Annotated in this window: 11 protein-coding genes and 1 pseudogene; 5 read left to right on the top strand and 7 right to left on the bottom strand. The window is 37.8% G+C overall.

Annotated features, from left to right (window positions below; genetic code table 11):
• Positions 1-207: 207 nt before the first annotated feature.
• Positions 208-452 (bottom strand): annotated as a pseudogene (locus ACFIMA_RS06330) (integrase); the annotation flags it as partial.
• Between the two features lie 312 nt (positions 453-764).
• On the opposite strand from ACFIMA_RS06330, the gene murJ reads away from it, so the two are divergent.
• The 4 genes from murJ to ACFIMA_RS06310 all read left to right on the top strand — a co-directional run bounded on the left by murJ (position 765) and on the right by ACFIMA_RS06310 (position 4,659).
• Positions 765-2,336 carry a murein biosynthesis integral membrane protein MurJ gene (gene murJ, locus ACFIMA_RS06325; RefSeq protein WP_273790944.1) on the top strand — a complete coding sequence of 524 codons (1,572 nt, stop codon included), beginning with the start codon at positions 765-767 and terminating at the stop codon, positions 2,334-2,336.
• Positions 2,337-2,396: 60 nt separating this feature from the next.
• Positions 2,397-3,467, top strand: a complete 1,071-nt coding sequence (trpS, locus tag ACFIMA_RS06320) for a tryptophan--tRNA ligase (protein ID WP_375693229.1) — start codon at positions 2,397-2,399, stop codon at positions 3,465-3,467.
• Between the two features lie 62 nt (positions 3,468-3,529).
• Complete coding sequence (locus ACFIMA_RS06315) at positions 3,530-4,021, top strand: universal stress protein (protein ID WP_375612177.1); 492 nt, start codon at positions 3,530-3,532, stop codon at positions 4,019-4,021.
• A 59-nt stretch (positions 4,022-4,080) separates the two neighbouring features.
• Positions 4,081-4,659, top strand: a complete 579-nt coding sequence (locus tag ACFIMA_RS06310; RefSeq protein ID WP_273723704.1) for a NifU family protein — start codon at positions 4,081-4,083, stop codon at positions 4,657-4,659.
• A 1,406-nt stretch (positions 4,660-6,065) separates the two neighbouring features.
• Here ACFIMA_RS06310 and ACFIMA_RS06305 read toward each other — a convergent pair.
• Positions 6,066-6,401: a zinc ribbon domain-containing protein YjdM gene (locus tag ACFIMA_RS06305; protein WP_375632470.1), complete on the bottom strand. Its 336-nt coding sequence runs from the start codon at positions 6,399-6,401 to the stop codon at positions 6,066-6,068.
• Between the two features lie 1,077 nt (positions 6,402-7,478).
• The gene (locus ACFIMA_RS06300) at positions 7,479-9,107 is read right to left on the bottom strand and encodes an alpha-D-glucose phosphate-specific phosphoglucomutase (RefSeq protein ID WP_375693228.1); all 1,629 of its coding nucleotides are present in this window, start codon (positions 9,105-9,107) and stop codon (positions 7,479-7,481) included.
• 217 nt (positions 9,108-9,324) lie between these two features.
• Between ACFIMA_RS06300 and ACFIMA_RS06295 the strand changes: the two genes are divergently transcribed.
• Complete coding sequence (locus ACFIMA_RS06295; RefSeq protein WP_375632476.1) at positions 9,325-9,849, top strand: peroxiredoxin; 525 nt, start codon at positions 9,325-9,327, stop codon at positions 9,847-9,849.
• A gap of 882 nt (positions 9,850-10,731) precedes the next feature.
• On the opposite strand, the gene ACFIMA_RS06290 is transcribed toward ACFIMA_RS06295, so the two are convergent.
• The 4 genes from ACFIMA_RS06290 to pyrF form a co-directional block, all read right to left on the bottom strand.
• Entirely contained in the window at positions 10,732-11,265 is a 534-nt protein-coding gene (locus ACFIMA_RS06290) for a replication protein (RefSeq protein WP_375613583.1), read from the bottom strand.
• Positions 11,266-11,855: 590 nt separating this feature from the next.
• On the bottom strand, positions 11,856-13,340 hold the full coding sequence (gene hisS / locus ACFIMA_RS06285) for a histidine--tRNA ligase (protein WP_375693227.1): 1,485 nt from the start codon (positions 13,338-13,340) through the stop codon (positions 11,856-11,858).
• Positions 13,341-13,382: 42 nt separating this feature from the next.
• Positions 13,383-13,631: a hypothetical protein gene (locus ACFIMA_RS06280; protein ID WP_375632473.1), complete on the bottom strand. Its 249-nt coding sequence runs from the start codon at positions 13,629-13,631 to the stop codon at positions 13,383-13,385.
• A 58-nt stretch (positions 13,632-13,689) separates the two neighbouring features.
• Positions 13,690-14,535: an orotidine-5'-phosphate decarboxylase gene (pyrF, locus tag ACFIMA_RS06275; protein WP_375685325.1), complete on the bottom strand. Its 846-nt coding sequence runs from the start codon at positions 14,533-14,535 to the stop codon at positions 13,690-13,692.
• Positions 14,536-15,010 lie beyond the last annotated feature (475 nt).

Below are 15,010 nucleotides of genomic sequence, written 5' to 3'. Positions count from 1 at the left end.
ACTTTAACTTTTTCTCCCCCTCTGGTAAAAATGATAGCCTTTATCCCCTTGCCTTCATCGGCAAATCAATCGCACCTCAACGAGAATGGAAACCATGAGAGAGCAACTTTATCTTATTTTCTCAGATTTTATCCTCATCAACTGTGAAAAGAAACCTGAACAAGAAAAATGCTGTTGAAAGATCATATCTTCCTATCCTCTTGTTTATGTAATCTCTAAAACGGGAGGGCAGACAAATTTTGGGAGAACATAAAGTCGTAAAAGTAAAAACCAATCACCAGCTTTACCATCACCTTTTAGCTCAGCCTTACGACTTTTTAAAACATCTAAAGCGCTGTTTTTTTTAATAATGAATAAATAATGGAAATTGCGTATTGCTCCACGCTTTTATTTTATTTGCGTTCTTTAATAGGGTCACACCCCTCACATAAAACAGAACGGTATTGGGTTGCACTATTCACGACATCACCCATAGAGAGAAATTATCATTATATATCCCTTCAAACTGTTATGATATCACTCGCATATTTCAGTTTGAAAAAGAAATTTTAATTATTTTATGGCAACAATAAAAATTTTAATGCAACAGTAAACAAGGAGCATAAAAAAGTCTTCAAGCACCATTGTTGACAGAAAGATAAACACCGTCGTAAAACGCTTTCAAAAAGTATCCTTGATTAGGATAGAGATCAGATTTTTACGATTTAAAACGCTTTATTTCTCCTGTCATCGCTTCTCTTTTACAACAAAGCTGATATATCTTTATGACATTGATTAAAAAAATTGCAACAGTTGCTTCCGGAACCCTCATGAGCCGTATTTTTGGCTTCGTACGCGAAATGCTTATGGCAGCAGCCCTAGGGACAGGTCCTGTTTCTGATGCCTTTAACGCTGCTTTTCGTTTTCCCAACACATTTCGTCGTTTTTTTGCTGAAGGTGCCTTTAACGCTGCTTTCATTCCTCTTTTTGCAAAAAAAATCACTGAAGAAGGTCACGAAACGGCATGCAAATTTGCAGAAGAAGTCTTTGGTGTTCTCTTTTCGCTGCTCTTACTGTTAACGATTGCGATGGAACTGAGTATGCCTTTTTTGGTACGAACCATTATTGCCCCAGGTTTTACCGAAGATGCAACAAAATTTAACGCTACAATTCACTTTACTGCAATCATGTTTCCCTATTTAACCTGCATGTCGCTTGCTGCCATGATGGGGGGTATGCTTAATGCGCTGCGACGCTATTTTATTGCCGCCATTGCCCCACTCTTTTTAAACATTATTCTGATTGGTGTGCTTGCCTATGCTTGGATCTATAAACTTGACGCTTGGCATATCGGCTTAAATCTCTCTTGGGGTGTATTGGCAGCAGGGCTTCTTCAACTCACCTTAATTGCCCTTGCTTTGCGTCAAAGTGGAATGAAAATTTCCTTCCGCCAGCCCCATTTAAGTCCTAATGTTCGTAAGCTATTAACTTTAGCATTCCCCGCAGCCATCACAGGTGGCATCACGCAAATTAATTTGCTTATTAATACCAACATTGCTTCTAGTCAATCGGGAGCTGTCTCTTCTTTGATGTATGCTGATCGTCTTTATCAATTGCCTTTAGGCGTAATTGCCATTGCCGTTGCAACCGTTCTTTTACCAGAGTTAACACGCGCTTTGCGGAGCAAAAAGCATAAAGAAACCCACCATTTACAAAATCGCTCTATTGAATTAACATTGTTGTTAACACTTCCAGCATCCATTGCTTTTTTGCTGCTCTCCACTCCCATTGTCAGTTTGCTCTTTGAACGAGGACAATTTACCAGTCAATCAACACACCATGTTGCACAATTACTAGAACTTTATGGATTAGGACTTCCAGCTTTTGTTCTTATTAAGGTCTTTATTCCTAATTTTTTTGCCCATGAAGATACCAAAACACCGATGATTTTTACAGGTATTTGCGTTTTCATCAATATCAGTCTCGCCTTAACATTATTTCCTATTCTATCTGCACGAGGCATTGTTATTGCTGAAATTACCTCTGGATGGGCCAACACCCTTTTGCTGTGGAGTGTCCTTATCAAACGCGGTTATTGGAAATACGACTTCCAACTGATAAAGCGAATATTATGTCTCATGATGGCAACTCTTTTGAGTGCACTAGCCCTCTATTACGGATTGAATGTGTTTGGTTTTTTGTCTTTTCCTTTATCCTCACAAGCATCATTTTTCTTGCGCGCGATCACCTTAGCTGGGATCATGATTGGCATATTTTTGATCTATTTTAGTGCCTATTTTTTATTCAACACCCGTTCCTTTTTTCACACGCTTAAAAATTTGAAAAAACGCTCATAATATCTATACTTTGTCAAAAACAATAAAATGAATAACCTTAATTGAAGAAAGAGCACTCCTATGGATACCTTCACACCACTTGTCTTTTCCGGCGTACAACCGAGTGGTCATTTACATCTTGGCAATTATCTTGGAGCCATTCAGCGTTGGGTTGAACTGCAAAACTCTCATCACTGCCTCTATTGTGTTGTGGATATGCATGCGCTCACAGTCAACCCAGATCCCCTTACTTTACGCGAATCCACCAGAACAGTGACAGCAGCTTTTTTAGCCGCCGGTATTGATCCTCAAAAACACATTATTTTTAACCAATCACGTGTTTTTCAACATGCTGAACTCGCCTGGATTTTTAATTGTGTTGCCCGTATCGGCTGGCTTCAACGCATGACACAATTTAAAGATAAAGCGGGAAAAGATCGCGAAAAAGCATCCATCGGGCTTTTTGCCTATCCCACTTTGATGGCTGCTGATATTTTAGTCTATCGTGCAACGCATGTTCCAGTAGGCGAAGATCAAAAACAGCATGTTGAACTCACACGCGATATTGCACAAAAATTTAACAACGACTATGCACAGCGTATTGCCGAATTAAATTTTGGCATCTCTATGCAAACAGATGAAGAAAAAAGACAAGGCTTTTTTCCTCTTCCAGAAGCACTGATTGGAACAACAGCCACACGCGTTATGTCTTTGCGCGATGGGACGAAAAAAATGTCAAAATCAGATCCTTCAGATTTTTCACGCATTAATTTGACCGATGACGCTGATCTTATCGCAAAAAAAATACGCAAAGCCAAAACGGATTCGGCTCCACTTCCCGATACCCTTGCCGCTTTAAAAGAACGACCAGAAGTAGATAACCTGCTTGGTATTTATGCCGCCTTTGCCAAAGTTAGCAAAGAAAAGATTCTTTTAGAATTTTCTGGTCAACAATTTTCGCATTTTAAAACAGCTCTAGCCGACCTTGTTGTCCATAAGCTTGCCCCTATAACAGAAGAATTACGTCGCCTTCATCAAGAAAATGATTATATCGACTCTGTTTTGCATGATGGCGCTAAACGTGCTAGTATGCTCGCAGAAGAAAATATGAAAAAAATTCGTGAAATTATTGGATTTTTGCACGATACATAAAAATAATAAAACTAAAAACTGTAGAGAGCAAAAAAATCGTTTGTACAAAATAGAGAAAGTGCATGATTTCCAAACCCCAAAATCCGAAAAAAGAACCAAAGAAAAAAAACTTAGTTATTATCGATGAAACACCAGAGTGTCGGCGTGCCGTTGCGTTTGCCGCACAGCATGCCCAAAATACCAGTAGAACATTGGTATTACTTTGTGTCGTTGATAGTGTAGAATTTCAACATTTTCTGGGTGTAAACAACGTTATGCGTACAGAATCAAAGCAAAGTGCTCATAAAATATTAGGAGACATTGCCAGTGAAGTCCGCACCACCCATGCGCTTGAAACAGAAATAGTAGTGCGTGAAGGAAAAAAAATTGATGAGATTTCTAAACTGATCGACGAAGATAAAAGGATTGCACTGATTGTTTTAGCAGCCAGTGGACATACAGAAGGACCAGGACCCCTTGTTCAATTAATCGGGAATAAAGGAACAGCTTTTTCAATCCCTGTCATTGTTATTCCTAGCAATCTTGCCGATGAAGATATTAGATCTATTGCCTAAAAAATATAATATTCTACAATGTAAGATCTTCCCAAGCCTTCATTATAAAAGGAGAATCTATGTTTATACAAACTGAAACCACCCCAAATCCTGCAACTCTTAAATTCTTGCCAGGACGCGTGGTTCTTTCTGAGGGCGTATTAGAATTTCGTGACCCTGAAGAAGCAGCTAAAAACTCACCTTTGGCGGCTAAACTGTTTAATATTCCCAATATCAATGGTGTCTTTTTAGGCTATGATTTTATCACCGTAAGCAAAAAAGAAGGGGAATGGCAACATCTCAAGCCCGTCATTTTAGGCACAATCATGGAACATTTTCTATCCAATGAGCCAGTGATCACTACCAACGCTACAACACAAGCACAAACCCATGCCCTTAACGAAGAATTTTATGACGAAAAAGATGCTGATATTGTCTTAACCATTAAAGAGCTGCTTGAAACGCGTATCCGCCCAGCGGTTGCCAATGATGGTGGAGATATTACTTTTCGTGGATTTGAAAATGGTATTGTTTATCTCAATATGCGCGGCTCCTGCGCTGGATGTCCCTCTTCAACGGCAACCCTCAAACATGGTATTGAAAATCTTTTACGCCATTTTATCCCTGAAGTTTTAGGCGTTGAAGCCATGCCACAATAAATATTGACCTCAATAGGTAAAATAACCACACCGATTGCCCCTCTTCAACAGCGCTCAAACATGGAATGTAAAGATCTTACGTCATTTTATTCCTGAAATTCTCGAAGTAAGCCATGCAGCCATAAAAATAGAGTACTGTTAAAAAAATCTGTCCAATAATGATACCTTCACTCACCTTTCACCTCCACATATGCCTTAAAAAGCTTTCTGCCCTTTTAAGAGCATAAGTTGTTTCAATAAACCAATTTATACGTACACAGAAGTACAATGCATGGGTGTGCACTTTAAATTTATTTTATCTCATAATCTTGTCATGCAATTTTAACGAGGAAAACACGACCTCGTTACAAAAAAAGAAAACCCAAAAAAGAAAACATTGTACGATAGAGTGCTCATTTGCTCTATCTTTCTCAGTGCTTCCAACGACAAATCACGCAAAATACTTCTTGTAGCAAGCCGGTACCATCATCATATCTGCCAGCCCCTAATGATGCGACAGCTCTTTCACTAAGACGATTCATAAGAGTCATTTTTAATCCTTTCTTTCCTCATTTTTACCCACACGCCAGCCCCGCGTGTGGTGTGCAAGCAAGTGATTTTAATTGATTCAACATGGAACAGATTTGAAATGAGAGAATCCCACGTTATTCGGGGTTCTAATTCAATATGAATAACGCTAATTTATTATTATAAATCAATATGTTGTTTCAGACACTCGACAAAGATCACATTTTGCAACTTGCAATGAGAATTCTGACATTCTTCTTATTTCAATTATGTTTTTATTGCATCAATCAAAATCGTCCGCTTACACAGCACAAACTGGATAATAACAAAAACTATTTTTAATAGCTCTTATGTACACTTTTATAAGAGACTGTTGCAGTACTAAGAGCTGGAAAATGCATGGCAATAAGACCTTATCAAGATCATAGCGTCCTTTTTCCATTCTTAAAATCAAGAATTTCCTCTATCATTTTCAATCTCATTTCCATAAATATGACGCAAAAGGTGTAACTACCCATAAAAAATAAATACATTGAAGCCAGATCTATTATGGTTGTTTGAGAAATTATCTGATAAAAAAATGAGAATATTTTTTCAATTCAGCAGGAATAAGTTTGTCTACTTTACGGCGTTGTTTTTCTCATAAAACGCACACTTTTATTGTTGCTTATGAGTCAACATCCAGTCCCCTCATAACCGCATATTAAAAGAAAAGAAAGAGTCGCTATTTCTCTGCGATACATGGCTTTGCAATAAAGGAAAACATATTGCTCCTATCTGATTGGTGTAATCTATGAAACAAGAAAAGAAGCCCATTGGAGAAAAATATGCCCAATTAGAGAAGAATGTAAAAATAGAAAACCAACGAAATGCAAAAACAATTGCAAGAAGATAAATGCCTAAACTTTTTTCACAAACTCCGACTTTAAACTCATCTGACCGATCCCAGGAATTTTGCAATCGATATCATGATCCCCATCCACCAAGCGAATATTCTTTACCTTCGTCCCCCCTTTTAAAACAGATGAAGCGCCTTTTACTTTCAGATCTTTTATCACCATAACGGTATCTCCGTTTGTTAAAATCTGACCATTGGCATCATAAACAGTATTGGCAAGAACCGTATCATCGTTTTTTTGTGGCCATTCATGTGCGCATTCAGGACACACAAAATTTTCACCATCTTCATAAGTATAAAGACAATCACAACGAGGACATTTGGGATATTGGGTCATAAATTCCCCTTTTAAAAGAAAAATCATTCATTATGACTGGTCATAAAGCAAGAAGTGCTTATTGTCCATTATTTTAGAAAAATGTTTCCCTTTGTTTCAATCCTCATCTGCCAACTGTGTTCATGAATGCTATCATCACATACTATACACAAGTTTATAAAAATGATTGATCATTATACAACTCAAATAACCCCCTCGCATATCATAAAATTTACTCACTGCATTCTCTCTAATAAATTAATCAAAATCATTTTCTTATACATCACCAATGCAATTAACGAATGGATAACAAAACAATTAGAAAAGGAACATCTCTGAATAAAACGTTCTCAGAGAGCTAAAAACTATTGCAGCATTGAGAAACAAGAAAATGATGTCCCCAACTTAACCTTTTATTTAAGTAAAGATAACAGTCATAATATTAGATAATAGACTGATTTATAATCATAGTTAATGGTTTTGTATATTGAATGAGAGCCGATAAATAAGCTGAGATTCTCTCAACCCCTTTTACATTGAAACAACCAAAGCCTTTTGCATGTTACAAGTAGGAAAAGCCGTGTAAAACGATTATCCAAAATACTAAATACTCTCAAATATAAGAACCAACATTGAAAGCGGGCAAAGTGAATAATGGTGCCGTCTTACTCTCTCATAAGCGTAAAAATGGTGCTGCTCAATGGATGGATGGCCGGTTATCCCTTTCAAAGCAACACGCATAAGATGCGTTTTTAGTGTCTTGAGAGAGAAGATTCTTTAAAACAAACATATGAAATGTGCAACAATGATCGTATTTTGTTTTGTATGAGAAACATTCCCCTATTAAACAAAAATTGCTATCAAGCCATTGAGCAAACCCATTGGACATAAATGATCCGATTATGCTCGATTATAATTTACTACAGCATTTAGTTTTAAGAATCCGGCAGTTTGAGGAATCCGATTGATATGTAAGGGAGGAAAAAACAAAGAGAGCTTGAAAATGGAAGATCTCCCTTATGCACATAAAATCACACCCCTAAAATCACATCCATGTGATCAATCATCATACCTTTACAAAAAAACATTCCAATGATCTTAGGTGATAATATCAGGACGATCTCGCCCCAATGCTTGTTGTATGTTTAACAGTTTTAGTGCCACCTGTTGCAAAGGTTTAAGAACGTCTTGCGGATTAAAATTGTGTTTGCGCGGATCACTTTCATACTGTTCAAAATAAAGTCGTAAAGTAGCACCTAGCGTCCCTGTTCCCGACAAACGAACCACCAACCGTGCTCCATTCTCGAAAAAAATACGTATACCTTGCCGCGTGCTAACGCTCTGATCAACGGGATCATGATATGTAAAATCATCTGCTTTTTTGACGAAAAATCCAGCAATTTCAGTTCCTGCATGTGGTAAGTGCGCACGCAAATACTCTATAATTTCCAAAGCTTTATCGGCTTCGACTTCTTCATAATCATGCCGTAACGTGTAAAAACGCCCATAGGTGAACCAATGCTGTTGAACAATCTGTGCGACAGTTTTTTCTGTTACCGCTAAAAGATTTAACCAAAATAGGACAGCCCATAAACCATCTTTTTCGCGGATGTGATGAGAGCCCGTTCCAAAGCTTTCTTCACCACAAAAGGTTACTTTCCCCGCATCCAAAAGGGTTCCAAAAAACTTCCATCCCGTTGGCGTTTCAAAAAAATTTAATCCGTGTTTTTCCGCAACCAGATCAGCAGCACGCCCCGTTGGCATAGAACGCGCTATCCCCACAACACCTTTTCGATATCCTTTAATAAGGTGTGCATGTTCAGCCATAATAGCCAAAGAATCCGAAGGCGAGACAAATTGTTGACGACCAATAATGAGGTTACGGTCTCCATCACCATCAGAGGCGGCGCCAAGATCTGGTCCTTGCTCTGACATCAATAAATCATAAAGATCCTTAGCATAAACCAAATTGGGATCTGGATGACCGCCTCCAAAATCTGGCAAAGGAATACCATTAACCACCGTCCCTTCAGAAAATCCTAAGCATTTTTCAAAAATTTCATGGGCATAAGGCCCTGTTACCGCATGCATGGCATCAAACCGTAAAGTAAGACCTCGAGCAACAGCCTTGGCAATACAGTCAAAATCAAAAAGCTCCTGCATCAAAGCAACATAATCAGCGACAGGATCAATAATATCAATCCGCATGGCTCCCATAAAGATCGTACCTTGCCTATCTAAATCAATATCTGGTGCTTCAAGAATTTTATAAAAAGAAAGACGTTGCGATGTTGCAAAAATAGCATCACATAAAGAATTAGGAGCGGGTCCCCCATTGGAAATATTATATTTAATACCACAATCTCCTTCTGGACCACCAGGATTATGGCTTGCAGAAAGAATAAGTCCACCATGGGCATGAGTTTTACGAATAAGATGCGAAACAGCAGGTGTAGAAAGAATACCGCCCCTTCCCATTTTAACACAAGAGACACCATGCGCCGCTGCCATCTTCAACACAATCTGAAGGATAGTACGATTAAAAGTGCGCCCATCCCCCCCCAGAATCAACATTTTTCCTTCAAGAGGTCCAATATTATCAAAAAGAGATTGTATAAAGTTTTCTACATAATGGGGTTGTTGAAAAACAGACACTTTTTTGCGCAAACCAGACGTTCCCGGTTTTTGCCCCTCAAAAGCCGTGGTTAAAACTGTCTTTATGGTCATATCAATACCTTTATATTCTTTCCTATAATTTTAAGGTGAAGAGTATCCAAAGTCGACCATTAATTCTACTTGACGGAAGTGTGAAATATTTGCACACTCGTTAGAAGTAAGAATTTTTAAAGAAGCCCTTTTATTTAAAACGCTTTTTGCCATATGTTTTTAAATACGAAGGCTGTTTTAAAACAAAATTTTCGTAAAAGAATACAGGAGCATCATGATGATGAAAAAAACAGTTCCCAATGTAACATTCCACACACGCGTACGCGATGAATCAGTGGATGGAGACAATCCTTATCGGTGGCAAGAAGTTAACAGCGATGCTTACTTTAAAGGAAAGCGTGTTATTCTTTTTTCTCTTCCTGGAGCTTTTACCCCTACTTGCTCAACCTTTCAGCTGCCTGATTTTGAAAAGCTCTATGATGAATTTAAACAAGCGGGTATTGATGAAATTTATTGCCTTTCCGTCAATGATGCTTTTGTCATGAATGCTTGGGGAAAAGCACAAAATATCAAAAACGTGAAGTTAATTCCCGATGGCTCTGGTGAATTCACACGCAAAATGGGTATGCTGGTTGCAAAAGACAATGTTGGGTTCGGCATGCGATCATGGCGCTATGCAGCTGTTATTAATGATGGTGTGGTTGAACAATGGTTCGAAGAAGCAGGTTTTTCAGATAATTGTGCAACAGATCCTTATGAAGTTTCTTCACCACAACATGTTTTAAAAGCCTTGAAAAGCTAATTCCCCCAATCGTCTATTTAAACAAAATTTTACGACACAAATTTTCTGAGGAGGAAGATTTGTGTCGTTGACTTTTTACAACATCTATTCGTGAAAACAGACACGATAAGTTGATTGTACGCCTTCTGTGAGAAAAGATTACAGCAATAATTTTTTCAATAAATATTTTATGTTTTAACTGCTTTGAAAAAGTTTGAAAAATTGCTGATGAAAAATCTGGACCCGTTGTGGGGCTAAAAAATCAAAGAGTTAAAAGCTGTTGCACGCTATCAAAAAATGGGGATGCAATTGCCAAATGCGCAAATTCATGCAAAACTCTCTCAGAAACATCAAGGACTAACGTATTGATGAAATATGCAAGATCAATGCTAAATTTCTCATACTGAGAAAAACTTTGTATTAAACAATACTTTGATTTATAAAGATAATTTATAATTTTGCATATTGAATGAGAGGAGCCGAATATCATAAGATTGTTTTATTTTATCCCTTCTTATATTGAATCCCTTAAAACTATTTTCTTGCTCATTAGCAAGCGGGATTGGCATATGAATAAACGATTAAAAAGAGTAAAAATACCTCTCGTAAACGTGCCAAAATACAAGAGCTATGAACATCATTACTGCAAAGTTCACAAAAGTACCAAGAAAGAAAATACAGATCAAACATTTGTTTGAAGAGGTGCACAGTTCAAATTAACTTATGTCTCATAAAAAGAAGAAAATATGGCATAAAAACCGCTCTGCATAAAGAACCATTCATGGAGAATATTAAATCAAAACAGATCCCGCAAACATTCCAATTCACATACCATAAACAGACTCATTGCTGTTCTCATAGCCATTTATTCTAAGCCTTTATTTTTCTCTAAGAGAAAAACGATTAAAGGAGTTGTTTATTCGGGTATTCTACCGTAAAGTGTGCTTCTATCTCTTCCTCTTCATCGAACTCAAAATCTTCATCACATTCAGGAAGACCAAAAATATCTGGATTGATGAAATAACAATCTTTTTTTGTCCCCTTCGCTACAATTTTATTCTTTTCTAATTCTTTGATACCTTCTTTAAAACTTTCAAAATTAAGATATTCTGGTTCTTGAATTGAAAGATCGCAAGTCAAAAATTCTTCAAGAATATCATGATCCAATGTTATCTGATCAAACCATAAATCCACATCATCCCCCTCATCTAACATTTTCCCTACCTGCCACAACATCACAAAAAATGCTTTCATACCACTAAATGATAGCCCAAAAATCATACGCCGACACGACGAGGCGCCTGAAAAGGTAATTTGCGGAAGATCTTCAAATCCGAAATTTGAAGGAGGAAGTTTAAATGATTTTCCAATATTCTCAGGTCTTTCAAGAATAAAGGGATTTCGTTCATAGAGCAGAGTAAAATCATATTGGACCATTTTCATTTCTCCGTTAAAGAATTGACTTTATGAAAAATGCATATTATCAGTAAGTTACCATTATGGCAGCTTACAGTTCATCCAAACATGCTCCTGTAAAAAATTGTTCGATTTAAGTCATTCCATTGTTTTTTGAAGCTTAAAAAGTCTTTTAGGATAAAACGCTCTAGTTCTCCCTCCTTTTGCAATAAGGCTAGATTTTGTAATGTCCAAGAAGAGAACATCAAAGGATTTGATACTCATAGATGAGAATTCAAAGATGAAGCCAATATGAACTTGTCAATATTTTTATAAACTTTTGCAGAAGCGTTACGTGAAACCCTTTAATTTTCTCAGAGTTTTTTCTTCGTTAAAATTTTTTTGCTCATTTTAACGCATTATCATTGCATCCTCAGAAGGGCACATTTTATAGCAAATAGCGCTTATTTACCTCTTTAAAAATCTCTCTTTTATGCCGCACACACTTCAAAACCGCGCTTTTGAACGCGTGCACCAACACGTATAAACGAGCAAAGCACAAATTTTAAAAATTGAATTTCAAATTTCCAAAATATTTCGAACAATCACTTCGATAAAGACTTTTACCATTATCATTTTTGGGCGGCTAAAATATCCTGTACTGTTTTGACCAATTGATCTTCATCAACCGTCACTTGTGCTGGTCGACTTTCACGCCATGTTTGATTATCCTTAATTTCATGAGACAAACGCGCCCCTTCAATCAAATCTTTAATCTGTATTTTTCCGCTCTCACGTTCTTGTGAACCTTGGATAACCACACAAGGCGCTTGGCGTCGATCTGCATATTTCATCTGCGCTTTTATCCCCGATGCCCCCAAATAGAGCTCAGCACGAATTCCCGCACCACGCAACTGCATCACCATTTTTTGATAACCAGCAACCGCCTCTGGCTCTTTATCCATCATCAGCACCACAACCGGCCCTGTTGTCTCCTTCATAGGCAACTTTCCAAGATTTTGCAAAGCAGCGATCAAGCGCGAGACCCCGATTGAAAAACCTGTTGCTGGAATGTTTTCACCACGAAAGCGTGCCACCAATCCATCATAGCGCCCACCACCACCAACGGAGCCAAAAACAACTTTCTGCCCATCATCATTGAAAACATCAAAAAGCAACGTAGCCTCAAAAACAGGACCTGTATAATAATCCAGTCCACGCACCACCGATGGATCAATCTTGATACGATTCTGAAAGCCATTTGCGGCAAAAATTGCTTGCATTTCCTCAAGCTCACGAATTCCCTCACGCCCTTGAACATGATCACCAACCACTTCTTTAAGAGCCTCAAGCGTTTCTTCTGCTGTTTCAGCTCCAGCAGCAGTTAAGGTAAGAATACACTCAACCTCTTTATCCTTAAGCTCCGCCCCTTTTGTAAAGTCACCACTTTCATCCAAACGCCCTTTTCCCAAAAGCAAACGCACCCCTTCAGAACCAAATTTATCCAGTTTATCAATTGCTCTTAAGACAGTTAAGCGCTTTTCAGCCTGCTCATTTCCCCCCAAACCAATTTTCTCTAAAACGCAATCGAGAATTTTTCGGTTATTCAGACGAATGGCATATTCATGATGCTGAAACCCTAATTTTTCCAAACTATCGGCTGCCATCATGCAAATTTCGGCATCAGCCGCTACCGTTGGTGTTCCAACAATATCCGCATCAAACTGCATAAATTGCCGAAACCGCCCTGGACCTGGTTTTTCATTGCGAAAAACAAAGCCAAGACGATAACTGCGATAAGGCTTTGGCAAAACTTCAAAATTCTCGGCAAAATAACGAGCAAGAGGCGCGGTAAGATCATAGCGCAAAGACATCCATTGCTCATCATCATCTTGTAGCGAAAAAACGCCCGCATTTGGACGATCTGAATCCGGTAAAAACTTACCCAGCACATCTGTATATTCAAAAATTGGTGTTTCCAGTGCTTCAAAACCATAAAGTTCATAAACTTCACGAATTTGCGCAATCATTGTTTCAGTTGCATACAACTGTGCACTTGTACGATCAACAAACCCACGGGGTAAACGGGCTTTGGTTTTTTCTTGTTTTGATGACATGTTTTTCTCTAACAACAATATATATTCACCGATAACGTGTGTCTATCTTATAGAAACAAACGCTGCAATAACTTTATCAACTGGAAACTGGTAACAATATGCATAAGCTTTTGCTTTTAAAAGATGCAAACCTTTACCCTTAAGGCAATCTACTGAAAATATTTGTACTTTCAATAGGAACATAGCCTCCCGCTCAACATGAAATGCCCGCTTAACATTCAATGAAAAGACATCTGTGCTAGTTGAAAGAAACCACAAAGCAACTGTTGATTCTGGATAAATCGGAAACATTCCCCTCAAAAGCCCTCCCTCTCAAAATTCTTCAGATTTATTACAGATGCAAAAATCCTCAAGACATCAGTGTGCTTTGCGCTTGTTCTGCAAAATGATTGATAACATTTTTTAAATCAACAATATTTCGTCCAGCATCTGTAATAGAGCGTGATACAGAGGGAATAACATTCTGCAAAAGTCTTTGTGGAAATTGATTTGCTAGTTGTGTCATTGTTCCACCTTGAGCGCCAATACCCGGAACGAGAAACAGACTATTTTTTAACTGCTCGATTGTGTCTTTTGATTCAGATCCTAATGTCGCTCCTATAACCGCACCTATGGGGCCAATATTATGATGGAGAACCGAAGACTGACTATTATAATCACAAATACACTGTGCAAGATGAAGAGAGAGTGTCTGGTCACCAATAAGCGCATTTCGTATTTGTTTCCCCTCTGGATTAGAAGACTGAACAACCACAAAAACCCCTGCTCCTGTTTCTTCTGCAACCTTTATCAGAGGAATAAGAGCATCAAAACCCAAAAAAGGATTAACTGTCATGGCATCCACCTTGAACGCACTACTTGGACCAAGCCAAGCCTTACCATAGGCTTCAGCAGTAGAGCCAATATCCCCCCTTTTTGCATCCGCCAGAACCAATATGCCTTGTTCGTGTGCATTTTCAATCAGTTCTTTGAGAGCTTGAAGACCTTCCACACCATATAATTCAAAAAATGCGACTTGCGGCTTTATAATACCTACTTTACCAACAACTGCTGTTAAGAGAATATCACAAAAATCTTTTAGACCTTTATAATCAAAGCTTAGTTTCCACGATTGCAAAACTTTATGGCTCGGATCAAATCCAATACAAAGAGGTCCATAGATTTCACGATTTTTAAAAAAAGTTGAACGAAACATTTTATATCCTAACAAGGTCTCTCTTTAAACTTTTTGATACAATCAAAAAGAAAAGCATTTGTCAAAAGAATACAATAGCTAAAACACAAAGAAAGAGCTCTCTATACAAAATGTGCTTTTATTTATGAAACATAAATATATTCCCATTCGTAACGCTTATCATATGTTTATCGACCAAGACGTTGTCATGAGATAAAAATTCAAATTTATGAAAGAATATAAACAAAAAAGCATCCATATAATGACCTCATAAAGCCCTATAGGCATGCCTTGTCGTTTTCACCCCCCTTTTTTATGATCAACAAAAACTCTCTATGAACGCGCTTTAAACAAAAGTTTCAAAAGAAAATGCCCCACCATGATGATCTCGATCTTAGCTTTAGATTTTTCCTATTCCTTTTTGGCGCATATCTATTCACTTTTGGAACATAATTAGCAAAAAGGCATTGTATCTCCAGCATATTCAAGGAGATAA

The organism is Bartonella sp. AP88HLJMH, from assembly GCF_042195605.1.
Lineage (GTDB): Bacteria > Pseudomonadota > Alphaproteobacteria > Rhizobiales > Rhizobiaceae > Bartonella.
The sequence above is the reverse complement of the archived record's forward strand: the minus strand, read 5'-3'. Positions and strand labels throughout refer to the sequence as shown.